This is a genomic window from Sporosarcina cyprini, from assembly GCF_022048975.1.
Classification (GTDB): Bacteria; Bacillota; Bacilli; order Bacillales_A; family Planococcaceae; genus Sporosarcina; species Sporosarcina cyprini.
Window position 1 is genome coordinate 75521 of record NZ_JAKMHX010000023.1, and the last position, 24551, is coordinate 100071.

A 24551-nucleotide genomic window follows, 5' to 3' on the forward strand; every position below is an offset into this window, starting at 1 on the left:
GTGTTATACGTGTATATCCTCTACGTCGTCCTATCTGGCATTCTCCTCGCAATCTTCCATCGTTCGTCTTGGAAAGAATGGTTGGTGGCGATGGTTCTTGTGGCGTTCCTGCCTATTATCGGCTGGACTTTTGCAGCTGTTTGGCCCAAACAGACAATAAGAAATGAAGGGGAATTGTTTGAAAGCTATATGAACGGACTGGATCAAGATATCCTTATACACCGGGATGCAATCCATACGAAAGTAGATATACAAAAAGAACTCGATGTGATTCCTATTGAGGAAGCATTGCTTGTAAATGATCATGTGACAAGAAGAAGGGTCATGATCGACGTACTGAAGGAAGACGCTGGCCAATATATGAAAGTGCTTCGTACTGCAGTGCAAAATGAAGATACCGAAACGAGCCATTATGCCGTGAGCGCCATTATGGAGGTAAAGCGGAAGCTTGCCTTGGCGTTGCAAAGATGCTCTTCAGATTATGAGCGCAATCCAGACAGTCTTCAGGTCGCGCAGCGATATCGTGATGTACTCAAACAATACATGGATAGTGGGTATTTGGATGATCGTACTCTCAGAAGTTATGAAGAAGTCTACCTTGGCTTGCTGGATCAAATCATCATGACCGGTACAGTCGGCATAAACCGGGATTTCGAAGAGAAGATGATGTGCGAGATGAAGCGCGCCAGTTATCAGGAAGCCGAACAAACGGGAATCTCTTATTTGACAAAGTTCCCTGACAGGGAAGAGCCGTATTTGCGCCTTATTGAATTGTACTATACAACGAAGGCGCCCAATTCCATGCACCGGATGATCCAAGCATTAAAAGAATCTGATACTGTTTTGACAAATCATGGACTGACGCTCGTCAGGTATTGGTCAGAAGGGATTTCCACTCCATGAATATTAACTTCTCCAAAAGTGTGTACTTCCTTCTTATCGCCGTTCTAGTGGCGGGATTCTCCTTTTTAGTTACCCGGTCTCAATATGTCCTTACATTTCAACAAAATGGAGAACTGCTTCATATACGGGATGAAATAAAGTCTCAAGTCGTCCAAGAAGAAGAGGAGGGAATCAATGAAAGGCGATATTGTGTCGCCTTCTCCTCTTCCAATGAATCGAGCAAACTGTTAATGAACAACGCAGTTAAAACGTTGGAACTTATGAAAAGGTCTCCAGTCCCCGTCGATCTCGACAGCACCTCTCTCTCCCTGGCAGCTTGCGATGTCGTCTTGAGTGCGGTCGACAGAGTGGAGGCACTTGGCAGCGGAGAAGCGCTCGAAGAATTTGTCCATGATGGTGGGTATTTATTGTTTTTGACATCGTTGCAGCCCGACCCGGAGTTTGTTGTGCTGCATCGGAAAATGGGGATCTCCTCATTTGAATACCAAGTTAGTACGTATGGCATTCGTCTTAACTCAACTATTTTGATTGGCGAAAAAGGGCTGGAGATTGAAGATGAGTTTTTATACAATTCGTCTCTCCTTGTGTCACTTGACGGCCATGCAGAGCTTATGGCGACTAGTGCCGAGGAGATTCCTCTTATATGGAAGACGATTTATGGAAAGGGAGCCTTCGTCGTATGCAACGGCTCGTTTCTGGAAGAGAAATTGAATCGGGGGATGCTCGCTGGTGCAATCAGTTTGATGGAACCAGATTTCATTTACCCGATATTTAACGCTAAGGTTTTCTTCATCGATGACTTTCCGGCGCCCGTAGCGAAAGGGAGGCACCCTGTCATTTACGAGCAATATAAAAAGGAATTGCCGGTCTTTTACCGGGAGATCTGGTGGCCCAATATGCTGGGGGTAGCGAAACGCCATGATATTCGCTATACAGGTGTGTTAATCGAAACGTATGGGGACGATGTCACTCCGCCTTATCCAAATCCGATTGATGCAGTGAGGATGAACCTCATTTCGTATGGACGTGAAATTCTTAAGAGCGGAGGCGAATTAGGTATTCATGGCTATAACCACCAGCCGCTTACGATGGATCAGGCGGTAGCGGACCATTTTGATTATACCGCATGGAAGAATACAGGAGATATGGTGTCCTCCATCGAAGAAGCGCTTGACTATGCGGAGGGGTCCTTCCCAAGCTATACACTCACCTCCTACGTCCCTCCTTCAAATGTATTATCGACAGAAGGCCGGGCTGCTTTATTAGAAGCATGGCCGGATTTGACCGTTATTTCTTCACTCTATTTAGAGGATAAAACCGGGATATCTTATGTTCAGGAATATGAAATCGCTCCAGACGGTGTCATTGAGATGCCAAGAGTTACTTCCGGCTACATGGAGAGGCAGTTTGATAGGTGGGCCGAAGCAAATGCGATGACGGCGGTTGGGGTGTTCTCCAACTTTGTCCATCCTGATGATGCGATTAGCGAGGATCGCAGCTTTAATATGACGTGGGAAGAGATCTATCGCAGTTTTGAGAATAATATGGCCCGCGTCAAGCGGACATATCCGTGGGTCCGGCCGTTGACGGCAACAGAAGCTGCTTTGGATATGGCTCATGTATTGAACACCCAAGTCCAAATTGAGAAGACCGATAATAGCATTGAAGGGACGCTTTCAACAGGCGGGAAAGAAACGTTTTTCATATTACGGACAGAGCGGAAAATCGGTCGCCTGACAAACTGTAAGGTGAATCGGATCGATGAAGGTGTATTTTTAGTCACCGTGGATGACTCCCGATTCAAATTGGAATTAGGAGGTTACTAGAATGAAAATATGTTTAATTGCCGAAGGATCGTATCCATACGTGACAGGCGGTGTTTCCACTTGGATCAATACGCTGATGAGTGAAATGCCGGAGCACGAGTTTGGCATTTATGCAATCAGTGCGGATTCTAAACGAAAAGGACAGTTTTTGTATGATTTTCCTTCAAATTTTATGTCCGTTAAAGAAGTCTTCCTTGACTCGTATGGAAAAGAACGGAGCAGATGGGGAAGGCATTTCAAGTTGACATCAGATGAGTCTCAGAACTTAGCTTCTTTAATCAGTGGGGATGGAGAGACAGATTGGGGCAAACTCTTCGATTTATTGCGCAGCAAGAAATTTAAGAACACTGTGGATTTCTTGTCGAGCCGTGATTATTTTGACATTGTCGAAAAGCTTGCAAAGGAGACGTATCCTGAAGTTCCGTTCACTGAACTTTATTGGACAGTCAATTCGATGATCTTGCCTTTGCTTATTTTAGTTCGTGAAGAAATACCGGAAGCGGATTTGTACCATAGCGTTTCTACCGGGTATGCGGGGATTGTCGGCGTGCTAGCAAAGCATTTGTATGGCAAGCCGTTGATTTTGACAGAGCATGGCATTTATTCACGGGAAAGAGAAGAGGAAATCATTAAAGCGGATTGGGTAAAAGGGGAATTCAAGGATTTATGGATCCGTTATTTTTATACGTTATCCGGTGCCATTTATGAGGCGGCAGATGAAGTCATCACTTTATTCCATCGGAACAAGGAAATTGAAGTGGAATTAGGATGTCCCGATGAGAAAGTGAGCATTATCCCGAACGGGGTGGAAATCGAACAGTATGCACACCTGTTGAAGCGGCACGAAGATGGATACCAGGATGGAATGGTGCGAATAGGAGCGATCGTCCGTGTTGTGGCAATAAAAGATATAAAGACAATGATCCAAGGCTTCGCATTAGTGGAGCGGGAAATTCCAAACGCCATCTTTTATATCATGGGACCGGTGGATGAAGATGAAACGTATTACGAAGAGTGCTGCCAGCTCATAGATTCCCTTCAGGTGAAGAATATCCATTTTACAGGTCTGGTCGATGTCCATGAGTACATCGGGAAAATGGATGTGATTGTACTTACGAGCATTAGTGAAGGGCAGCCACTCGCTATTTTAGAAGCAATGGCGAGCGGAAAACCTGTCGTTGCAACCAATGTAGGTGGATGTAAAGAGCTGCTGCTAGGCAAAGAGGATGGTTACGGACCAGCCGGCATCATCTGCCCGGTTCTCCACTATGGAGAGATAGCGAGAGCGATTATCACGTTATGTAAAGACGAGAAGCTGCGTGAGGCGATGGGGCAAAACGGATATGAACGGGCACGTGAGCTGTATAAGAAAAGTGAGTTTATCGAGAAATATCGGACATTGTATCAAACTGTGGGCGGGTGATTCCTTTGGCAGGCATCGGGTTTGAGCTTCGGAAATTATTTAAGGAAGAAGGCATCGTTCGGACGTTTCGGGCATTTGGGTATTCTACCTTCATGACTGTGGGACCCATGCTATTATGTATTGGATTGGTCTTGCTGTTAAAAGAGATGATGGGCTTGTACGGCGGTTTCCGCTCGGATTCGGAGCTGTTTATTGCAACAATGACGTACTGTTTCATCTTCTCTATTATTTTGACATGCGGGCTCGGCATTGTGCTGACCCGGTTTGTCGCGGATCAGGTGTATGAAAAGAAATATGATGAGGTAATTTCCTCTTTATATGGCGCTTTATTACTCATCCTGCCGCTAGCTGCAATCATCGCCTTTATTTTTCTACGCGGTGTGTCGGGAAGTCTCGGCTATAAAATGACCGCATATCTTTTGTTCATGGAACTGGTCATTCTTTGGATTCAAACTGTATATATTTCTGCAATGAAAGACTATGCCCGAATTTTTAAGGGATTTGCTTTCGGCATAGTGACTGCGTTGTTCGTAGGATGGATTTTATTTCAATTTACAGCAATCGAACGGCCGGTTGTTGCCTTGCTAGCTTGTGTGATCGGCATCGGCATCGTCGCTGTGCAGCTGATGCTTCATTTTGAACAGGTTCTTCCTAGAAGTGAGAATAGGAATTACTTTGGATTCCTTTATTACTTCAGGAAATTTCCTGCGCTGTCGGTATCGGGGATTTTCGTCTATTCAGGTGTGTTTGTGCATAACTTTGTCTACTGGCTGCAGACGGATGCCATGGTGGTGGCGGACGGATATCGGTTAATGCCTTTTTATGACTTGCCGGTATTCTACGGATATTTGTCTGTTGTGCCGTCGCTCGTTCTGTTTATCGTCATTGTCGAAACGGCTTTTTACGAAAAGTATCGGATCTTTTATTCTAATGTCGTTTCAGGAGCTGCATATGAACGGGTCAATCGGGCAAAGGAATCGATGCAATCGTCGTTGCTCGCAGGCGTCAGCTTTCTCATTGAAGTACAATTGCTATTTTCCCTGTTATCGGTCGCGCTCGGTTTACTATGGCTGCCAAAAATCGGTTTCACGATGGAGCAACTCGATTTGTTTGTCATCCTTGTCCTCGGTTTCTTTTTCTTCATCATTACCTTTGTCCTCCTGCATTTGCTCATGTATTTTGACGATAAAAAAGGTGTTTTTTTCTGCAGTAGCGCCTTTTTCTTATTAAATGGCGTTTTTACTTTTGTAGCACTGAATTGGGGACTCGACGGAGCGGGTTTATTTGCCGGAGCAGTTGTATCGCTGGCGATCACAATCCTTCGACTCCTGCACGTATTGCGGAATATTCATTACTTCACGTTTTGTCCACAGCCTCTTCAAACACTCAAACGAAAAAGGACATTCGGCACTTTGTTCCTTGTGGCATCCTCTAGTGTGTTATTGCTCTCTGCATGCTCACCGGCAGAGGAGAAGGAAGCTATTCCTTCAGTCGGGGTATTAGAACCGGGGGGCGATGAAGTGGGAGAGAGTACTGATAAGTTACGTGAAGATAAACGGATTTACGAAAGGGATACCGATGATTCAGTCAAGGCACTGTATGTCACGGTCTGGCCAGATGAGTATCCCGATGAACAATCGGTTGACTGGTACACAATGAACCGGATTACGGAGCGGATGAGTACGGCAAGTTTGCAAATCACAGTAGAAGAAGGGTTGGAGGATGGTAAAGGGCCCCGTTCCGGTATGTTCGGCTACGGGGCTGATTCGCCGAACGCCAAAATCAGCCTTCGGGGGAACTCCTCGAGATACGCTTCCCAGAAATCGTACAAAATTAAACTGTTTGACGAAACAGGATTGTGGCACGATCAGCGAACCTTCAATCTGAATAAGCATTCCAGTGACTTTTCACGGATCCGGAATAAACTTAGCTTTGACCTGATGGAGACGATTCCAGATATGACGAGCTTGCGCACCCAATTTGTTCATCTTTACGTTAAAGATTTGACGAAAAACGATGGGATGCTCGCTACGTTTGAGGATTACGGATTGTATACACATGTCGAACAGCCGAATGAAAAGTTTCTGAAATCACATTGGCTTGATCCGTATGGCTATCTTTACAAAGTGACCTTTTTTGAATTTCAGCGGTATCCGGATGAACTCAAAGCGACTACCGATCCTACTTATAATGAAGAAGTGTTTGAAACAATATTGGAAATCAAGGGCAGAAAAGAGCATGATAAATTGATTGCTATGCTGGAAGATGTCAATGACATGAAAAAGCCGATCGAGGAAATAATGGAGACACATTTTGATATGGACAACTTTCTGACGTGGACGGCAGTCAATATCCTAATGGACAATATGGACACCGATGCGAACAATTTCTATTTATATTCCCCGTTAAATTCAGATAAGTGGTTTATTCTGCCGTGGGATTATGACGGCGGATGGGAGTTGCAGCGTGAAAAGAAATCCATAAGGCCCTATCAGGCGGGCATAAGCAACTATTGGGGCAATACGCTGCACAATCGCTTTTTCCGGAAAGAGGAGCATGTTCAAATGTTGATTGATAAAGTCGAAGAACTCGGTGCATATGTAAATGAGGAAACAGTGAAAAGACAATTGGACAAATATACGCCAGTCGTGGAGCCGTTCCTTATGAGAGAACCGGATCTTAATTATTTGCCCAAACAGATCGGGCAATACCCCGAGGAACTCCAGCAGCTGATTGATACACCAAAGCGTGCGGTAGATCGCTTTTTGGAAGATCTTCAAAAACCGAAGCCGTTTTACATGGATGAGATAGTGGAAGACGATGGAACACAGCTAACGTTCTCATGGCAAATTTCCTTTGATTTGCAAGGTGATGATTTATACTACACTGTCCAAGTGGCGAAAGATCCGCTGTTTACGGAAATCATTCATTCAGAAACGGAAATACGCGGAAATCAGATTCAAATGCCCAAACCAGAAAACGGCATCTATTACTGGAAAGTGACGGTGCGTGACAGCGAGGGGCATGAACAGACTTCGTTCGATATGTATATGGACGAAGAGGGGGACTTCTATTATGGCATCTTGCCATTCGAGGTGAATTGATGTGCATTTCCAAGGAAAGAAACTCCGTAACGAATTGAAATACTATGTCCATATACAAGAGTATCTAATACTGCGTGAGAAGCTTTCCGCTGTTCTGCCGTTAGATATCCACTCGTCGACACGTGAAGGGTATGGCATTCGGAGTTTATATTTTGATGGCATTCATGATCATTCCTTATACGATAAAATTAACGGGATTTTTAATCGGGAGAAATACCGGATTCGCATTTATAACGAAAGCGATCAGGTTATTAATCTGGAGAGAAAGAGCAAGTTTGGAAACTATATTTACAAAGAAGCGGCTCCTCTCAGCAGAGTTGAATACGATCAAATTCTACGAGGGGAATATGACATTTTGAGGGGATCGGATCATACGTTGCATCGGGATTTCCATGCTGCTCTGGCATTTCGACGGTTTAGGCCTGTCGCGATTACCGATTATGAGAGGGAAGCATATACGCAGGAGTGGGGAAATGTCCGCATTACCTTTGATAAACGGCTGGCTGCGGGCGTGAATGGCAACGACTTGTTCGATCCAGGGCTCATACTCCAAGAGGCACTTGGCTCCGAGCAGACAATTATGGAAGTGAAATTCGACGATTTCTTGCCGGATCAGATTCGAAGGATTCTGCAGCTTCAACATATGGCACGCTCGGCCATTTCAAAATATGTCATTTGCAGGGAGCTAGGGATGTTTCAATATAAACATTAAGACCTGGGGTGATGGGATGGGAGATTCGTTCAAGTTTGATGATATTATAAAGAAAAGCTTTTTGAATCTTGAAGTGTTTAAAAGTGTTTCCTATATCGATATGCTGTTCGGCTTTTTATGCTCCTTTGCCATTGGCATGTTCATCTACTGGATCTACCGCCGCTGCTTCCGCGGTGTCGTATACAGCTACAATTATAATGTTTCCTTTGTTCTAATGACGATGATCACGTCCATGATCATCATGACCATAAGTACAAACATCGTTCTGTCTCTCGGGATGGTCGGTGCCCTCAGTATTGTTCGTTTCCGAACGGCAGTAAAAGATCCACTCGACATCGTGTACATGTTTTGGGCTATTTCAGCAGGTATAGCAAGCGGCGCCCATATGTATCCCCTGGCCATTATCGGTTCCGTTGTCATCGGAATTACACTGGCCCTGCTTTCAAAAAAGAAACTTCGGCAGCAGTCTTATCTGCTCATTATCCGCCACGAAGAGGAAGCAGCCGACGAGCTGCGTGACCATTTACGTAAGCTGAACACCACATTGAAATCAAAAAATGTCCGCAAAGGATATACGGAACTGACGTTAGAACTCAAACTACGGGACGACAACACGTCCTTCATGCAAAAATTAGCAAGTATCCCGGGTGTGGTCGAATGCTCGCTTGTCAATTATAGTGGTGACTATGCGCAATAGATTTGGAGTAACGGAACTTCATTAAGATAAAAAAGAGTCTGCGCGACTCTTTTTTATTTCCATTTAAAACTCCCGTTTCCAAATAGGAGCAAACCATTTGACGCCTCGCCGGTTCATCGGCAGGATTTTCATATCTGCGATTAGATGGCTTGCATAGCCCGCAAGCCCGGCGGCGACCATTCCTTCAATTGGCCATTGATCATGGAATTGGACTAAAATGAATCCATAAAACGCCACTCCGAGCAATGAATGAGTATAGGAACGGTGTGGAAGGAACGATGCGATGATGATGTAACTTCCAGCTAATAGGATGCCGATCGATTGGTGTAGGACAAAGCCGAGAAGCATGACGAGAACGCCTGTTAATGTAAGAATTCGCCGCTGCGTAATGAGGCGTGACACGATTAGCAAGACGAGTCCGATTGCTCCATATACTAGAATCGGTGTGGAAAGGCCATCTGTCAGGAAACGATATGTAATAAGAAGAAAGACGCTGATTCCGATCAGCTGCATGATCGCTTGCGCAACCTTCTTGGAAACGGTGATCCGGTTGCTGGCCAGTCCGTTTGTATCGAGGTCAGGCGCTAAACCGGAAATACCGCCGATCGCCGTGCAAACCGAAATGGCGATGGGATCATGTGAAGCTTGAAAGCCGGCGACTGCGCCTGCCGCTAAGCCGATGACGAAGTGGGAAGTTCCATCCATATGTATACCTCTCAATGTGATTTCTGTGGTGCTGTTCTATTTTCACGTATGGGGCAGCCGGGTGCAAGGGGAACTGTACCTATGCAGCAATACCATCGTTGAATAAATTTCATTTTTTCATCATAAACCAATTGCGCCAGTCACCCGCGAGTGGCTTTTTTTGTTGAATACATTCCCTTGACTCTCCCGTTACGTAATTCTTTACGATGTAAAGGAGATAGGGAATTTATTTGAATAAATGAGGTGAGGGAAAAGTGAAAATCATTATCGAAAATACAATGGAACAGTACGAAACGTTATTTGCCCTGCAGGAGAACGAGGAGCGGGAAAACTACTTCCGCTATTCTATGATGAAGCCGTTTGAACAGATGTGGAAGATGATCGGTGTCCCATTGAAGGCGAAGGAGGAGAATGGCTATGACGTCATGATGGCGACGCAAATGCTAGGATTTTCCTGCATTCATGACGGGAAGACAGGGCAATTGGCGTTACAGAAATTAAAAGAGATGGATGCACTGAAAGTGGCGGGAGATACACTGGAGCATTGTGTCGCAATCTCTGAGGAACACGGATTACGAATAAAAGAGGATACGATCCGATTCGGTGTTTATCTCGCAAATCATGAAAAATTACAAAGCCAAAATGGCTACACGGGATTTGGCGGCATTCCAGGATACGTGATCGCGATGATGGATCCGAACGATTATAATATTCCACGTTTTCCTTCTTTAATTGCCCATGAATTCCATCACAATTTACGTTTCTCCTATTTTGATTGGGATCATGGTGACATTACGTTAGGGGAATATATAGTGATTGAAGGATTGGCGGACTCCTTTGCTACTAGCCTGTATGGGGAACAGCATCTTGGCCCGTGGGTGACTGCTATTGATTCAGAGGATCTGGAATACTCCATGGCGGTAATCGGGGAAGCTCTCCATGAAAAAGGCTTTGGGGTAGTGAGCGCCTACATGTTCGGGGATGAGCATGCGAAGAAAGAAGGCTATCCACCAGCCGGCTTGTCAGCGGGAGCCGGTTATGCGGTTGGCTATCAAGTATTGCAATCGTTTATGAAGCGAACCGGGACGACTATATGGGAGGCCACCTTGTTAGGTGCAGATGAGATTATTAAGGGATGTGGCATTTTTAATAAGAATGATATGTTAGGTAATTAACATCGAAGGAGGTACATTTCTAATTCGACGTAACTTGATACATTTGTAAATAAAGAATCAAAAATAGAAGAGGACAAGCTCCGTTAACTGACATAATGTTCCCACCCACTCCCCTTATACTAGAGTAGAAAATGAAGCCTGTACTAGATAACTACTTCGTCTTGGGAACTTTATTATGAAGGGGTGGGCTTGTACGTGAAAAAGTTTAGCTTTTGCATTTTACTTGCCGCAGCTGCATCACTAATCGCTTGGCAAAGCCACAGCTTTTCGGGCACCGAACTGCTTCATGAAGAGAACGTCGCTGTTATTCCTGAAGAGGAGACTCTGCTATCTGTTGAATACGGAGAAGGCAGGGAGTTTTGGATCGGAAACAATACAGATCAATACGTTGAAATCCAAGGGGCAGGATTCGTCGCAAACGGCGCATCTAGCATCGCACCCGGCATGTTCAAAGCATTCATCCTCACTGGCCATCCGGATGCATTATTGGGCGGCTCTATTACTGTCCATGGGCTATGGGATGAAGGCGGCGTAAAAGTTGAATCATATATTCCGCAAGCGAACATGGATTTCATCATGCAGGAATTGGATAAAGAACAACCCGAAGTGCGCCTGTCGGTTATGGAGATCGAGGAGCCGGACGGTGATGAAGAGACTGACCAGGAACATGGAGATTGATGAAATAGTGCGTTGCTGCGATTAAGGATTTTGAGAAGGACAAGCATTCCAGCTCGTCAGGTTATTTGGCGTGATGCCGGTGGTATTTGGCGGGGTCTCGGAGTTATTTGGCGCACAGCGAGGTAATTTGGCGAGGGTCTGATGTAATTTGGCGTGTGCACGGTATTATTTGGCGTTTATCTCGATGATTTGGCGCGAATCCGGATATTTTGGCGTTCGTTCCTTTATTCTGGCGTTCGTTCCGGTTATCTGGCGTTCAATCCGTTATTCTGGCGTTCGTTCCGGTTATCTGGCGTTCAATCTGGTTATCTGGCGTTCGTACCGGTTATCTGGCGTTCAATCCGTTATTCTGGCGTTCGTACCGGTTATCTGGCGTTCAATCCGTTATTCTGGCGTTCGCCCGGAGTTATTGGCGTTCATCCAGATATATCCGCATTTACCCGCCTGCCGCCAATAAAAACGCTCTCACCAGCAACAAAAAACCGGAACCCCCCAGCGGGATTCCGGTTTTTCACTCCTCAGTAACTTTGTATTTTCCGGCCCATTGGCATGCGTACCAAGCGCACGGCAACCAAGACGCCTAAGAGGGCGCCACTTATGCTGGAGACGAGGAACGGTGGCATGAAAAATAGGGCGGTTACGGAAGTTCCCATGAGAAGGGCGGCGTACGGCACGGCTAGTAAGGAAGCGATCACGCCGGTGCCAATCATTTCGCCGATGGCTGCCATCCAGACTTTCCCTGATTTTTGATGCAGTAGACCGGCCAGTGCGGCGCCGATCATGCCTCCGGGAAAGGCGAGAAGGGAGCCGGTTCCGGTTAACACGCGGATCAGTCCGGTAAGAAAAGCAATTATGACAGCTGGCAAAGGTCCTAACAGGACGGCAGCGATGACATTGACAGCATGTTGGATAGGATAAGCACGTGCAATTCCGGCGGGGAAGGAAATGAAAACAGATCCTGCAACCGCGATTCCGACAAATGCCGTCATGAGAACGAGCTTCCGGGTGTTCATAAAGCAACATTCCTTTCAATCCACGCCTGGCCTAGCGCTTCCTTCAAGAAGACAGTCGCCTGACGCGGATCTTCGGCTGATGCGATGGCCGAAATAACAGAAATGCCGGATGCGCCAGCATGGATAACCGGCGCCGCATTCGTTGCGGTAATGCCGCCAATTCCCACGATAGGAAGCTCTGGAATCAAGCTTGCGACTGTAGCTATCATCTTTGTTCCCGAAACGGGCTTTGCATCCAGCTTCGTAGAGGTTGGGTAAACAGGACCCATTCCTACATACGTGGCACCGGCCGAGTGAGCGGCCAATGCTTCTTCCGCGGTATGGACGGAAACGCCAAGCTTCATCTGGTCACCGATTCTCCGGCGGACAGAGCGAGCTTCCTCATCCTCTTGGCCGACATGGATTCCATCCGCTTCAAGCGCAATCGCCAACTCCACATCGTCATTAACGAAGAACGGGACGCCATATTGCTTGCATAGATGCTGGCAGCTCTGAGCAAAAGCTAACTTTTCCTGCCCTTGCAAAGCTCCCGGTCCTTTTTCTCGTAACTGAAAGCAGGTGATACCCCCTTCCAGCGCTTTTTCTAGCACGTCAAGAGGCTGCCTGGCGTTGGTGGATCCCATAATGAAATATAGGAGATAGTCATTGTTTTTCAATCAATTCCACTCCTCTCGACAAGCCATGTCCACGTAACCGGAATGCTGCATGGTTCGTCGGGCCATGCCCGTTTCCGATGGATAGCCCGTCTTCAATTGCTGCTTGGATGAAATATTTCGCGACCGTCACCGCTTCGCTTACTGGCTTTCCTTTTGCTAATTCTGCTGTGATGGCAGCTGCGAAGGTGCATCCTGTTCCATGAGTGTCCTTCGTTTCAACTCGTTTCGTTCGCAGCAAAAAGCGTTCCCCTGTGTTGCTAATAAAAAGATCCTCCGCAAATTCCGTATCCTTTCGATGGCCGCCCTTTACTACAATCGCTTGCGTTCCCATTTCAAGCAGTTTATGCGCCGCCCGCTCCATATCGGAAAGAGTATGAATCGGCATACCGGTCAATGTCTCCGCTTCCGGGATATTTGGCGTCAGCACGGCGGCATTTGGAAGTAAATACTCTTTAAGTGCGTCGATAGCTGATTGTTGCAGCAGGGAGGCGCCTCCTTTCGCGATCATCACAGGGTCGATCACAAGTGGAAAGGCAGGATAGCTGCACAACGTCTCGGCAACTGCCTTAATTATTTCGGCAGAGAACAACATCCCTGTTTTTGCGGCACCTACCGTAAAATCAGAAAGGACAGCATCAAGTTGAGCGGTCACAATGTCACATTCTATTGGCTGAACTGCATGGACACCAAGTGTATTTTGGGCAGTAACTGCGGTCAATACGGACGTTCCGAATGTACCGAGCTCTTGGAATGTCTTTACATCTGCTTGAATCCCAGCACCGCCGCCACTATCGGAACCGGCAATTGTCAATGAAACAGGTATCATCTTCGTACCCCCTCCAGCTGGATTTGTGAGGAATCAATCAAAGATCCGTCCAATGAATGGAGAGCGTTCAACAAATGGATCGAAAAATCCCCTGGCCCTTCCGCCCTGGCTGCGGCCCATTCACCTGCCTTTTTATAAAAGGCGAGAGCTGAAGCAACGGCATCCTTCGCATCGGCAGGTGCTGTTGCCAAAAATGCAGCACATACCGCGCTTAGCAGACAGCCCGCCCCTGTAATTCGTGTCATAAGTGGATGGCCACCGGTAATTCGCATGATTGTTTCGCCGTCGGTCATAACATCCACCTCACCTGTTACTGCCACAAGGCAGTGATGCTGTTGAGCCAATTTCTGTGCAACGGCGGCAATGTCAGCTGAACCTGATCCGGCATCCACTCCTTTTGCAGTCCATTCGACATTTGCCAGAGCGGCAATCTCGCCGGCGTTTCCTCGAATCAACATAACATCAAGAGTCTGCAACAATCTTTCAACTGCTCGTTTGCGAAACGGCGTAGCACCGGCGCCAACAGGATCTACAATGACTGGTTTTCCGTGTTTATTCGCACTTTTGCCTGCCTCAATCATCGCCTCCAACTTACTGGCATCGAGCGTTCCTATGTTTAATAAAGTGCAGGAGGAGAGGGCGGCAATATCAGCCGCTTCCTCGAAAGCATCCGCCATGATGGGCGAAGCGCCGAGTGCAAGCAAACCATTTGCTTGGAAATTAGCGACTACGATGTTCGTCATACAATGGATGAGTGGATTGTCCGCTCGCAGTTTATTAACGAAATTTACATCACTGCTCATCTGAGAACCACATCTTCCTCTGCAGTTGCCCACTGTTCTTTTGTCCAAGCCATCTCCCAAAATCGCCACTCATAATGGCTGCTTTTGATAAAATGTGCTTTCACTTCTTCACGCCTTGCCGGAGACAGCGCCTCCGTCAGTTGATTCAAGCGCGTGATTTGTTCATTTGTTGCCGCTTCGAACCATTCCGAGCTATAGGTAGCGATCCATTTGTCATAGATTGGATGCTCGGGCTTGGCGTCTTTTAAACGCTCTCCGATTTCATAATAAAGCCAGTAACAAGGGAGCAAAGCAGAAAGGGTCGCAGCGAGATCGCCTTCCATGGCAGCTCTGTATAAATGGGAAGTATACTCATACGCCGCAGGAGCCGGCTTGAATTCAGCCAAATCCTTATCTGTTACGCCAAGCAGATTGAAAAATCCTTCGTGCAATGAAATTTCCGCCCCGCATGTCTCCTCGGCATGCTGAGCGAAACGTTTAACAGTCGGGAGGTCTTGGGCCTGTACGGCCGCCAGTGCATGTACCTTCGCAAAGTGTTTCAAGTAATAAGAATCCTGCAATACATAATAACGAAACACGTCTTCCGGTAGCGTGCCTTCAGCGAGACTGCAGACGAATGGGTGTTGAAAGCTCGCTTCCCAAATGGCGTCGCATTCCTTCCGTACCTCTTCACAAAATGTCATCTCCAACCACTCCTTTGTCTTGTTGGAAAACCAAAAAAGCCGCCTTCATTCAACACAACGTTGAAGAAAGCGGCTCGCAAATCAGGCGGAATATCCCCTAGGAAGACGTGCGAATCCACTTCCCTCCGCTGGTATGATCCAGATCAGGTTCAAAGGGTCCATGTATCCATACACGTCTCAGTCTTTCACAAAGACTCCCCTAGTGGTCTATCCTTTTTAGTTTTCACCATCACTATAACACAGTTTCCAAGTTTATCAAGCAGGGAAGAGGAACCAGTCATGTAGCGCTTGGTTTTCCCGTATCCGAACTGACACAGAGAAATACAACGTCCGCATCGCTCCGGTTATACCAGTAATGCGATTCCTGAGCACTGTAAAATAATGATTCCCCTTTTGTCAGCTCATGCTGGTTTCCTGCAACTTCGACTGAGAGAACGCCATCCAGTACATATACAAATTCCTGTCCAGAGTGGATAATCGGCTGCCCGCCATCTTCGCCAGGTTCTAGTGTCACCCGCATTGGCATGAAATCCAGCGAATCCAATCCAGGCGCCAAGTTTTGATAATGGATGCCCGACGTGGCAATCCGGTCAATCATCAAGGATCCGCCGGGCTGTTCAGGCGCCTCCTCGTCAAAAAAATGGCCGGGACTGACATGGAGGACCATCGCAATTTTCTTTAACGATTCAAGTGTAGCTGACGATTTACCCAGTTCCAGCTGGGATAGGAAACTGATCGAGAAGCCGGTTGCATCCGCGATTTCCTTCAGCGTGAGCTTTCTTTGTTTCCTGATGGATCTGATCTTCAGGCCCAGTTCCTTAGACATCCAAGTCGCATCCTTTTTTCAGAAATTAATTTCAAATAAAAATTCGATATTGACAGACTACTATTTGTTGATTAACATTATAACAAAATTGAAGTGTCACTTCAATTTACAGTGAACTTAGGGGGTAAGTGTATGGAGAAAAGGGATATGAGAAGGGTATTAATTGCAAGTTTAGTCGGAAGCTCCATCGAATGGTTCGATTATTTCCTTTACGGAACCGTGGCGGCTCTTGTCTTTAATACGATGTTTTTCGTTTCGGAAGATCCGTCGATCGGTTTAATACTAGCTTATGCATCATTTGCGTTGTCGTTTTTTATCCGTCCGCTTGGGGGAGTCATTTTTAGTCATATCGGAGATAAAATCGGACGCAAGAAAACGCTTGTATTGACGTTAAGTCTCATGGGGATTGCGACATTTGGAATGGGGCTGCTACCTACCTATTATGCGATCGGCATTTGGGCACCGATTCTATTGATCACCTTGCGGCTTATTCAAGGGCTGGGCATCGGGGGCGAGTGGGGAGGCGCCATGTTGCTCGCTGTTGAATATGCACCGAAGGAAAAGCGCGGTTTTTTTGGATCTGTTCCGCAAATGGGCGTTACAATCGGGATGGTACTCGGGACGTTTGCTTTGTCTATCATGACTTTGCTTCCGGAAGAAGCCTTCATGAGCTGGGGATGGCGGGTGCCGTTCCTATTAAGTTCCTTGCTCGTCCTGTTTGGTCTCTGGATTCGTAAAGGCATTGAGGAAACGCCGTCATTCCGAGAAGTGAAAGCAAAGGGATCTATTCCGAAGGTGCCGGTTGTTGATACATTTAAATACCATTGGCGTGAGGTCTTGATCGCCATCGGAGCAAAAGTTGTTGAAACCGCGCCGTTTTATATTTTTGGGACATTTGTCGTTTCCTATGCGACGCAGCATGTAGGCCACTCGAGCAATGAAGTGCTAATGGCTGTCATGGTCGCAACCATTATTACAACAATCTTGATTCCAATAATGGGACGCCTGTCTGATAAGGTTGGCAGAAAGCCACTCTATGTGTATGGCACCGTTGCGATGGGACTCTATGCGTTTCCGTATTTCTGGCTGTTGCATCAAGGTTCGAACCTGATGATGTTTATTGCGACAATTGTTGGCCTTGGTATCATCTGGTCACCAATTACGGCTGTTCTCGGAACGATGTTTTCGGAAATCTTTTCAGCTGAAGTCAGATATACGGGCATTTCACTTGGGTATCAAATTGGGGCAGCATTAGCAGGCGGAACAGCGCCTTTGATTGCCACAGCGTTGCTTCTAAAGTTCAATAATTCGTATGTTCCAGTTGCTTTATATATCATTTTTACAGCCGGCGTATCACTGCTTGCCATTTGGGCAGTTCGTGACCGGAGAGACCAGCACTTGGACGACATAACGGCCGTACCTGCGGAAAAGACGACGATTGGCAATAAAGAGTTCAGCTAAGAAAAGAAAGAGGGATCATATGATTACAATGAATGAAGCGCAAATAATGGAAATGTACGGCATGAAAGACGCCGTGCGAGATGTAGCGGATGTGCTCCATTCACTTGCGGCCGGAAAGGTGGAAAACCCGTTACGGACAGTCATTGAGTTCCCCGAACAAGATGCATCCATTCTTTATATGCCTTGTGCAGACATGGCCGAAGGCATCGCGACGAATAAAACGGTATCGATCTTCCCGGGAAATCCCAAAGTGAACGGGCTGCCGACGACCCAAGGGGTAATCTTAGTCACGGATGCCACTAATGGCCGGCATCTCGCTCTCTTGAATGCATCCTATTTAACGAGATTGCGGACTGGCGCTATGAGCGCACTGGCTACAGAACGTTTGGCAAGACCGAACGCCTCCGTCTTATGTGCAATCGGAACCGGGGGAATGGCTTATGAACAAGTTCTCGGTGTGCTGGCGGTCCGTTCCATTCAGGAAATTCTGCTAGTCAATCCGACTGAATCAAAAGCGATGGCATTTGCAGAACGTCTACGAACGGAAGGAAGAGTAGGAGAGGACGTTCAAATCGAAGTGGTGAAAGACGTCGATTCTGCTGTTCGACGTGCGGACATCATCAACTGTGCAACCCGGTCAGCTACACCGGTATTCAGCGGGAAGGCCGTACAGCCCGGAACCCATGTGAACGGAGTGGGCTCCTATTTGCCTCATATGCGGGAAGTCGATCATAATTTTATTTTTAACTGTACTAAAATTGTAGTGGATGATTTGCACGGCGTGAAAGAAGAGGCGGGCGAACTGATCCACGCCGCCGAGCAGACAGGCTGGTCATTCGACAATGTACATGGAGAACTCGTCGACCTTGTCACTGGGCAAATCAAAGGACGCGAACAGGATGAGGAAATCACTTTCTTCAAATGTGTGGGTGCAGCCTATTTTGACCTTGCTGTTTCGAAAGGGGTTTACCTGAAAGCGGAGAAGGAAGGCCATGGCGCAAGAGTGGATATATAATATAGAAGAAAAACGGCCTTGTGAGGGCCGTTTTTCTATTTGAAGAAAGAAGACGTTCTCTTCTTTTATTAAAAGACAGCTTCTTCAAACCCTTTTGCTGCAATCGCTCCGTTCTCAATCTTCTCTACAAAATGGCAAGCCGCTTGATGTCCTGCTTTCATATCACGATGAGTAGCCAGTTCTGGCACATCCGTCTTGCATTTCGCTTGTGCAAAAGGACATCTGGTATGGAATCGGCACCCAGAAGGCGGATCAATTGGCGAAGGCACATCCCCAGTTAGGACGATATGCTTTTTTTCGCGAGTCGGGTCCGGCACCGGGATGGCAGATAGCAATGCCTTTGTATAAGGGTGTTTCGGGCTTTCGAAAATTGAATGTTTATCACCGATTTCTACGATTTTCCCAAGGTACATGACGATGACACGGTCTGAAATATGACGGACAACGCCTAAGTCATGGGAAATAAATAAATAAGTCAACTGGAATTCCTCTTGTAACTCCTCCAATAGGTTTAGCACTTGCGCTTGAATTGAAACATCCAGAGCGGAGACTGCTTCGTCACAAATAATCAGTTTTGGATCGACTGATAAGGCGCGGGCTATTCCGATCCGCTGTCGCTGACCGCCTGAGAATTCATGTGGATAACGATCCGCTTGGTATTCATTTAACCCGACAGTCTCCAGTAATTCAATAATACGCTTCCGCCTGTCTTTGGCGGGCAGCACTTTCTGGATGGTCATCGCTTCATCCAATACATCCGCTACTGTTTGCCGTGGATTGATGGATGCGTACGGATCTTGGAAAATGATTTGCAAGTCTTTTCGATGCTTTCGCATGTTGCGCTTGGATAAAGTCGTCAGCTCTTCTCCGTTGAATACAACAGACCCCTCCGTCGGTTCCTCGAGCCGGAGAATAGCCCGGCCGGTAGTCGATTTTCCACAGCCCGATTCACCTACGATGCTGACCGTTTCTCCTTCGTAAATGGTAAAGCTAATATCATCGACCGCTTTCACATAATTGACAGTCCGGCCCATCATGCCGCCTTTAATCGGAAAATACTGTTTCAGTCCTTCGACCTTCAGCAATTCTTTTTTCGCCATAGACCATCACCTCCGATTCGCCTTCCCATTTTTCAGAATAAATCCAGCAACGGACATCATTCCCCTGCGGATCTTTCATTAATTCTGGCATTTCTCTCTTGCATAGATCGGTCGCAGCCGGACATCTTGGTGCAAAGCGGCACCCGGCCGGCATGTCTTTTGGATTCGGCACATTGCCTCGGATCGGTTCCAACTTCTTCACTTCGACGTCATGACGGGGCAATGAATTCATTAAACCGATTGTATACGGGTGCTTCGGTTTTTGGAACAGTGTCAGAACATCTGAATACTCAACGACCTGTCCGGCGTACATAACGGCAACAAAATCGCATGTTTCTGCAACGACTCCTAAATCATGCGTTATCATAATGACTGACATGCCTAAACGCTTCTGCAATCCCCGGATTAGACCGAGAATCTGAGCTTGAATCGTAACATCCAATGCAGTTGTCGGCTCATCGGCTATCAATATTTCAGGATTACAGGCGAGGGCCATAGCGATCATGACCCTTTGCCGCATACCGCCTGATAGTTCATACGGATACTGCTTGACTCGTTTATCAGGAGAAGGTATGCCGACAAGCTTCAATAAGTCGACAGAACGGACAAGCGCCGCTTTTTTCGACAAGTTCTGATGCTTCATGATGGATTCGCTAATTTGCTGGCCTACTGTAAAAACAGGATTCAGAGACGTCATTGGCTCCTGAAATATCATAGAAATTGCATTTCCGCGCAAATCTCGCATTTTCTTGTCAGAATAGGATAGAATATTTTCCCCTTTAAATAAAACCTCACCGCTCTTTATTTCCCCATTAGTTGCCAACAGTTTCAGAATGGATAATGCAGTAATACTCTTCCCGGAACCCGATTCTCCAACAATCCCGAGGGTTCCTCCCGCTGGAAGTGTAAAATTGACACCGTCGACCGCTTTCACTTCTCCTTCATCTGTATGGAAAGATGTGCGGAGATTCCGCACCTCCAGTAATGCCTCTGTCAAGATGGCCACCCCACTTTCACTTAAATTAATTCAGATCGATCCGTTTGTTCAACAGTCGATACGAAATGTCGACTAGGAGATTGACGAATACGAAAAGGAATGAAATTACGAGAACGGTTCCTTGGACAATCGGAAAGTCTCTTGTCCGAATCGCATCAATCGTCAAGCGTCCCATTCCGTTAATTGCAAAGATCGACTCCGTTAATACCGCTCCGCCAAGAAAACCGCCGAATTCCAGTCCAACGACTGTTATGACAGGAATCAACGCGTTCTTCAGCGCATGACGATATATGACAATTCGCTCGCTCATGCCTTTTGCGCGGGCTGTACGGATATAATCCTGCCCGATCACTTCAAGCATGGACGATCTTGTCATCCTAGCAATAATGGCAGCTCCTCCCGTACCAAGAGTGATGACTGGCAAAATAATCTGGCGCCAATCGTCTCCCCATCCGGACGCCCGCATTTTCATGAATTCCGGCATCCAATCGGGCCCGATGGCAAACCATTGGATAAGCATGAGGCCGAACCAGAAATTCGGCATGGAAAGCCCGAATAACGCGATGAGCATGATTGTAATGTCAGACCATGTATAATGTCGCACCGCAGAGATAATTCCAGCAATCAACCCTAAAAATACGGCAAGGATCGTGGCGTAGAATGAGAGTTCGACGGTCGTCCAAAATCGGGCTTTAATCTCATCCATTACGGGACGTCCGCTTCGTATGGAATTTCCAAGATCGCCTTGTACTACGTTTTTCATGTAGTTGACATATTGAACAGGAGCAGGTTCATTTAGTCCTAATTTTTCACGGATTTGTTCCACAGTTTTGGGAGAAGCTCCTTCACCGGCGATGATCTGGGCCGGATCTCCTGGAATTAAATACATTAACGAGAAAACGAGAATGGAGACGCCAATCAGGACTGGAATTGTCTGGAGCAGGCGTCTGATAATAAATTTTGACACGTTGATGCCCCTCCTTATTTTTTCATTTTCGGATCGAGTGCATCCCGCAAACCATCCCCGAAGATATTGAATGCCAAAACAACTAGAACAATCATGATTCCAGGAAAGAGCACAAGATGCGGCGCCTCTCTCATGTAGGTACGCCCCTCACTTAGCATCGCTCCCCATTCAGGAGTCGGCGGCTTGGCGCCTAAACCTAAAAAGGCGAGTCCACTCGCCGTCAAGACGGCAGTGGCAATCCGAAGAGTCAACTGGACAATGATAGGTGATAGGACGTTTGGTAATATATGCTTAAATATGATTCTTCCATCCGATGCTCCTAGCGCTTTCACCGCATCAATGTATTCCAGTTTCCGAACGGAAAGCGTGGATCCGCGAACAATCCTTGCGAAGGCAGGAACGGAAAATATGCCCACCGCGATAATGACATTTGTCAAACTGCCGCCGAGAACAGATACAATGGCAAGCGCAAGCAGAATTCCAGGAAAGGCAAGAAGCACATCCATCGTCCGCATGATGACTGTATCCAGTATGCCGCCGTAGTATCCGGAAATAATTCCAAGAAAGACTCCGACTACCCCCCCAAGTGCAACTGATAGAAAGCCGACTTTCATCGTAATGGCCATGCCATGAATAATTCGAGTGAAAATGTCCCGTCCATAATTATCGGTCCCAAACCAATGCTCCGCGGACGGCGGTTGAAGTTTAATAGAAATTTGGGTCGCATTTGGATCTGCTGACGTGAAGAAAGGACCTAAAAGTCCGGTAAGAATAAAAAATAAGATTAATGCCCCTCCGACAACGGCTGCTTTATTTTTCCTCAGCCTTCGCCAAAATCCCTTATACGCTTCAACTCTCGGGCTGGAGCGCTTTTGCCCAAAGTCTGCAGCGGGCGTTTGTTGTACCATGATGAACACCTTCCCCCAGATATTTAATAACCAATCAGATGGCAGATTAGTTGGTTTACAGTAGCATACCATGAAACAGTATTTTGACAAACTTAATTTGTTAGTATTTTTAGTGTATTTTTAATTATTATTTTATAGTATTAAATTCCTATATTCTTGTGAATTAACTAGATTCTTGAAAGCTAAAAGCACGTCTAGGAGTTACATATCAATACTTTCATACTAGAACAATTATTCTGAAATGTATTGTCTATTCAGTTTTTGTATGCTATATTGCTTCTAACTATTGCAAATTAAGCAAGATGTTAGTTTGCGGTATGTTAATTACACAAATAGGGGGAACTGAATATGAAATCAGCTGGGAAATCAAAATGGCTGTTTGTCCTTGTATTGGCCTTTTCCATGATTCTTGCTGCATGTGGTGGGGGAAGCGGCAACAAATCTTCAGAGAAGGAGAATGGTGATACTTCAAGTAACATCGATGAAGGAAAAGGAGAAGGGGTGGAAGGCGGGGACCTTGTATTGGCTGTTCTGTCTGATGCATCTTCATTAGATCCAGCAGGTTCTAATGACGTCCCATCATCCGTCGTGCAAGCCAATATTTATGAAACATTAGTCAATCGGGATGATGACAATAAGATTATCGAAGGTTTGGCTACAAGTTGGGAAGCAATTGATGATACAACATATGAATTCAAGTTGCGTGAAGGCGTTACATTCCATGACGGGGAACCGTTTAATGCGGAAGCCGTTAAAGTAAACTTAGAGCGGATTCTTGATCCGGAAGTGGCATCTCCAAGATATTTTCTATATGAAATGATTACAGAAATTATTGTTAAAGACGAATATACCGTTCAAATTAAGACAGAATATCCTTTCGCACCATTACTGGCTCACTTATCCCATAATGGCGGAAGCATGGTAAGCCCTAAATCGATCGAGGCAGATTATGCGGCAATGCAAAACGATGAAAAATCGGGTTCCGTTATTTCGACAGCACCAGTTGGCACAGGCTATTTCAAATTTGATAGCTGGACACCAGGTTCTGAAATCAAGTTGGTACGCAATGACGACTATTGGGGAGATAAGGTCCATGTCGATACGGTAACATTTAAAGTCGTTCCAGAAAGCGGAACGCGTAATGCAGATCTAGAGACAGGTTATGTTCATATCGCCGATCCGGTTCAGCCGAACGAAGTGGCTGATATGAATGCCGGTAGTTATGCAAAGGTAAATCAACAGACATCTTCCAGCTTGGCGTATCTCGGATTTAATACGGAAAAAGAGCCGTTCAACGATCCGAAAGTACGTAAAGCTATCTCCATGCTTGTGAATAAAGATGATATCAGTGAAGGCGTTTATGATGGATTCGGCGTCCCAGCGAAAGGTCCGTTGGCACCAGGTATCTTCGGTTACAATGAAGACGCAAAACCAGTCGAATATAATCCAGAAGAAGCGAAAAAGCTGTTAGAGGAAGCAGGGTATGGAGACGGGTTCAAAACTTCAATCTGGACGAATGACAACCCGCAACGTCAGCAAATTGCTGTATTGGTCCAGGAAGAATTGAAAAAAGTAAACATTGAAGCCGACATCAATGTGATGGAATTTGGTGCTTATCTGGATAAAACAGCTGCAGGAGAGCATGAAATGTTCATCCTTGGCTGGTCGAACTCCACAGGTGACGCAGACTACGGTATGTACGCCCTGTTCCACTCCTCCCAAAAAGGAGATCCGGGCAACCGATCCTTCTATGAAAATCCGGAAGTCGACAAACTTCTTGAAGAAGGAAGACGAGAGTCTGATCCTGAAAAGCGAATTGAAATCTACAATAAAGTACAAGAACATCTAATTGAAGATGCCCCAATGGTGTATTTAATTCATACTGAATACCTGACAGGTGTCAGCAATAAAATTAAAGGGTTCTCCATCGACACATCTGGTATCTATCAATTGAAGAACGTTCAGTTTGTCGAATAATAAATAACAGGGATGCTGCCAATACGGCAGCATCCTATTTTTTATGCCAGCATAACGGCAGGGGGGAAGAACACCAATCTGTATGTACTGCGGATA

Annotated in this window: 23 protein-coding genes and 1 riboswitch; of the genes, 12 read left to right on the top strand and 11 right to left on the bottom strand. The window is 46.3% G+C overall.

Annotated features, from left to right (window positions below):
* From L7D49_RS08725 to L7D49_RS08750, 6 genes are read left to right on the top strand one after another with little or no spacing between them, the layout of a single operon-like run.
* Window positions 1-903 carry a hypothetical protein gene (locus L7D49_RS08725; protein WP_238080441.1) on the top strand — a complete coding sequence of 301 codons (903 nt, stop codon included), beginning with the start codon at window positions 1-3 and terminating at the stop codon, window positions 901-903.
* Entirely contained in the window at window positions 900-2729 is a 1830-nt protein-coding gene (locus tag L7D49_RS08730) for a DUF2194 domain-containing protein (protein WP_238080442.1), read from the top strand. The genes L7D49_RS08725 and L7D49_RS08730 overlap by 4 nt, the downstream gene beginning before the upstream one ends.
* A 1-nt stretch (window position 2730) precedes the next feature.
* Window positions 2731-4152 carry a GT4 family glycosyltransferase PelF gene (gene pelF, locus L7D49_RS08735; RefSeq protein ID WP_238080443.1) on the top strand — a complete coding sequence of 474 codons (1422 nt, stop codon included), beginning with the start codon at window positions 2731-2733 and terminating at the stop codon, window positions 4150-4152.
* A 5-nt stretch (window positions 4153-4157) separates the two neighbouring features.
* On the top strand, window positions 4158-7256 hold the full coding sequence (gene pelG / locus L7D49_RS08740; RefSeq protein WP_238080444.1) for an exopolysaccharide Pel transporter PelG: 3099 nt from the start codon (window positions 4158-4160) through the stop codon (window positions 7254-7256).
* 1 nt (window position 7257) lies between these two features.
* Window positions 7258-7968, top strand: coding sequence for a polyphosphate polymerase domain-containing protein (locus L7D49_RS08745; protein WP_238080445.1), 711 nt, complete (start codon window positions 7258-7260; stop codon window positions 7966-7968).
* 16 nt (window positions 7969-7984) lie between these two features.
* Complete coding sequence (locus L7D49_RS08750) at window positions 7985-8665, top strand: DUF4956 domain-containing protein (RefSeq protein WP_238080446.1); 681 nt, start codon at window positions 7985-7987, stop codon at window positions 8663-8665.
* 63 nt (window positions 8666-8728) lie between these two features.
* Here L7D49_RS08750 and L7D49_RS08755 read toward each other — a convergent pair whose 3' ends face one another.
* Window positions 8729-9370 (bottom strand): metal-dependent hydrolase, encoded by a 642-nt coding sequence (locus tag L7D49_RS08755; RefSeq protein ID WP_238080447.1) that lies wholly within the window; start codon window positions 9368-9370, stop codon window positions 8729-8731.
* 254 nt (window positions 9371-9624) lie between these two features.
* Here L7D49_RS08755 and L7D49_RS08760 point away from each other — a divergent pair, with 254 nt between their 5' ends.
* The 3 genes from L7D49_RS08760 to L7D49_RS08770 all read left to right on the top strand — a co-directional run bounded on the left by L7D49_RS08760 (window position 9625) and on the right by L7D49_RS08770 (window position 11680).
* The gene (locus tag L7D49_RS08760) at window positions 9625-10545 is read left to right on the top strand and encodes a DUF2268 domain-containing putative Zn-dependent protease (protein ID WP_238080448.1); all 921 of its coding nucleotides are present in this window, start codon (window positions 9625-9627) and stop codon (window positions 10543-10545) included.
* 195 nt (window positions 10546-10740) lie between these two features.
* Window positions 10741-11223, top strand: coding sequence for a hypothetical protein (locus tag L7D49_RS08765; protein ID WP_238080449.1), 483 nt, complete (start codon window positions 10741-10743; stop codon window positions 11221-11223).
* 148 nt (window positions 11224-11371) lie between these two features.
* Window positions 11372-11680 (top strand): hypothetical protein, encoded by a 309-nt coding sequence (locus tag L7D49_RS08770; protein ID WP_238080450.1) that lies wholly within the window; start codon window positions 11372-11374, stop codon window positions 11678-11680.
* A 61-nt stretch (window positions 11681-11741) separates the two neighbouring features.
* Here the strand turns inward: L7D49_RS08770 and thiW are convergent, their stop codons facing one another.
* From thiW to L7D49_RS08800, 6 genes are all read right to left on the bottom strand, one after another.
* Window positions 11742-12236, bottom strand: a complete 495-nt coding sequence (gene thiW, locus L7D49_RS08775; RefSeq protein ID WP_238080451.1) for an energy coupling factor transporter S component ThiW — start codon at window positions 12234-12236, stop codon at window positions 11742-11744.
* Window positions 12233-12859, bottom strand: a complete 627-nt coding sequence (gene thiE / locus L7D49_RS08780; RefSeq protein ID WP_238080654.1) for a thiamine phosphate synthase — start codon at window positions 12857-12859, stop codon at window positions 12233-12235. Before thiE ends, thiW begins: the two co-directional genes overlap by 4 nt.
* 19 nt (window positions 12860-12878) lie before the next feature.
* Complete coding sequence (gene thiD / locus L7D49_RS08785) at window positions 12879-13718, bottom strand: bifunctional hydroxymethylpyrimidine kinase/phosphomethylpyrimidine kinase (RefSeq protein ID WP_238080452.1); 840 nt, start codon at window positions 13716-13718, stop codon at window positions 12879-12881.
* Entirely contained in the window at window positions 13715-14521 is an 807-nt protein-coding gene (gene thiM / locus L7D49_RS08790; RefSeq protein ID WP_238080453.1) for a hydroxyethylthiazole kinase, read from the bottom strand. Before thiM ends, thiD begins: the two co-directional genes overlap by 4 nt.
* Window positions 14518-15204: a thiaminase II gene (tenA, locus tag L7D49_RS08795; protein ID WP_238080454.1), complete on the bottom strand. Its 687-nt coding sequence runs from the start codon at window positions 15202-15204 to the stop codon at window positions 14518-14520. Before tenA ends, thiM begins: the two co-directional genes overlap by 4 nt.
* Before the next feature lie 103 nt (window positions 15205-15307).
* Window positions 15308-15415, bottom strand: a riboswitch (TPP riboswitch).
* A gap of 66 nt (window positions 15416-15481) precedes the next feature.
* Window positions 15482-16030 (bottom strand): helix-turn-helix domain-containing protein, encoded by a 549-nt coding sequence (locus tag L7D49_RS08800; protein WP_238080455.1) that lies wholly within the window; start codon window positions 16028-16030, stop codon window positions 15482-15484.
* A 132-nt stretch (window positions 16031-16162) separates the two neighbouring features.
* On the opposite strand from L7D49_RS08800, the gene L7D49_RS08805 reads away from it, so the two are divergent.
* Both L7D49_RS08805 and L7D49_RS08810 read left to right on the top strand, forming a co-directional pair.
* Window positions 16163-17491: an MFS transporter gene (locus L7D49_RS08805; protein ID WP_238080456.1), complete on the top strand. Its 1329-nt coding sequence runs from the start codon at window positions 16163-16165 to the stop codon at window positions 17489-17491.
* 19 nt (window positions 17492-17510) lie between these two features.
* Window positions 17511-18506: an ornithine cyclodeaminase family protein gene (locus L7D49_RS08810; protein WP_238080457.1), complete on the top strand. Its 996-nt coding sequence runs from the start codon at window positions 17511-17513 to the stop codon at window positions 18504-18506.
* A gap of 68 nt (window positions 18507-18574) precedes the next feature.
* Here L7D49_RS08810 and L7D49_RS08815 read toward each other — a convergent pair whose 3' ends face one another.
* Genes L7D49_RS08815 through L7D49_RS08830 form a run of 4 tightly spaced genes read right to left on the bottom strand, consistent with a single transcriptional unit; the run spans window position 18575 to window position 22478 of the window.
* A complete protein-coding gene (locus L7D49_RS08815; RefSeq protein ID WP_238080458.1) occupies window positions 18575-19606 on the bottom strand; it encodes an ABC transporter ATP-binding protein in 1032 nt (343 codons plus the stop codon).
* Window positions 19551-20606 (bottom strand): ABC transporter ATP-binding protein, encoded by a 1056-nt coding sequence (locus L7D49_RS08820; RefSeq protein WP_238080655.1) that lies wholly within the window; start codon window positions 20604-20606, stop codon window positions 19551-19553. The genes L7D49_RS08815 and L7D49_RS08820 overlap by 56 nt, the downstream gene beginning before the upstream one ends.
* A gap of 22 nt (window positions 20607-20628) precedes the next feature.
* Window positions 20629-21570, bottom strand: coding sequence for an ABC transporter permease (locus L7D49_RS08825; protein WP_238080459.1), 942 nt, complete (start codon window positions 21568-21570; stop codon window positions 20629-20631).
* Window positions 21571-21584: 14 nt separating this feature from the next.
* Entirely contained in the window at window positions 21585-22478 is an 894-nt protein-coding gene (locus L7D49_RS08830; protein WP_238080460.1) for an ABC transporter permease, read from the bottom strand.
* Between the two features lie 348 nt (window positions 22479-22826).
* On the opposite strand from L7D49_RS08830, the gene L7D49_RS08835 reads away from it, so the two are divergent.
* Window positions 22827-24455, top strand: coding sequence for a glutathione ABC transporter substrate-binding protein (locus tag L7D49_RS08835; protein ID WP_238080461.1), 1629 nt, complete (start codon window positions 22827-22829; stop codon window positions 24453-24455).
* Window positions 24456-24551: the final 96 nt, after the last annotated feature.

Excerpts from the sequence above, each read along its gene's own strand:
- thiD (WP_238080452.1), bottom strand. The coding sequence starts at position 13,718 with ATGATACCTGTTTCATTGACAATTGCCGGTTCCGATAGTGGCGGCGGT.
- thiW (WP_238080451.1), bottom strand. The coding sequence starts at position 12,236 with ATGAACACCCGGAAGCTCGTTCTCATGACGGCATTTGTCGGAATCGCG.
- pelF (WP_238080443.1), top strand. The coding sequence starts at position 2,731 with ATGAAAATATGTTTAATTGCCGAAGGATCGTATCCATACGTGACAGGC.
- L7D49_RS08730 (WP_238080442.1), top strand. The coding sequence starts at position 900 with ATGAATATTAACTTCTCCAAAAGTGTGTACTTCCTTCTTATCGCCGTT.
- thiM (WP_238080453.1), bottom strand. The coding sequence starts at position 14,521 with ATGAGCAGTGATGTAAATTTCGTTAATAAACTGCGAGCGGACAATCCA.
- L7D49_RS08800 (WP_238080455.1), bottom strand. The coding sequence starts at position 16,030 with ATGTCTAAGGAACTGGGCCTGAAGATCAGATCCATCAGGAAACAAAGA.
- L7D49_RS08750 (WP_238080446.1), top strand. The coding sequence starts at position 7,985 with ATGGGAGATTCGTTCAAGTTTGATGATATTATAAAGAAAAGCTTTTTG.
- L7D49_RS08835 (WP_238080461.1), top strand. The coding sequence starts at position 22,827 with ATGAAATCAGCTGGGAAATCAAAATGGCTGTTTGTCCTTGTATTGGCC.
- tenA (WP_238080454.1), bottom strand. The coding sequence starts at position 15,204 with ATGACATTTTGTGAAGAGGTACGGAAGGAATGCGACGCCATTTGGGAA.
- thiE (WP_238080654.1), bottom strand. The coding sequence starts at position 12,859 with ATGGGATCCACCAACGCCAGGCAGCCTCTTGACGTGCTAGAAAAAGCG.
- L7D49_RS08755 (WP_238080447.1), bottom strand. The coding sequence starts at position 9,370 with ATGGATGGAACTTCCCACTTCGTCATCGGCTTAGCGGCAGGCGCAGTC.
- L7D49_RS08810 (WP_238080457.1), top strand. The coding sequence starts at position 17,511 with ATGATTACAATGAATGAAGCGCAAATAATGGAAATGTACGGCATGAAA.
- L7D49_RS08830 (WP_238080460.1), bottom strand. The coding sequence starts at position 22,478 with ATGGTACAACAAACGCCCGCTGCAGACTTTGGGCAAAAGCGCTCCAGC.
- L7D49_RS08805 (WP_238080456.1), top strand. The coding sequence starts at position 16,163 with ATGGAGAAAAGGGATATGAGAAGGGTATTAATTGCAAGTTTAGTCGGA.
- L7D49_RS08815 (WP_238080458.1), bottom strand. The coding sequence starts at position 19,606 with ATGGCGAAAAAAGAATTGCTGAAGGTCGAAGGACTGAAACAGTATTTT.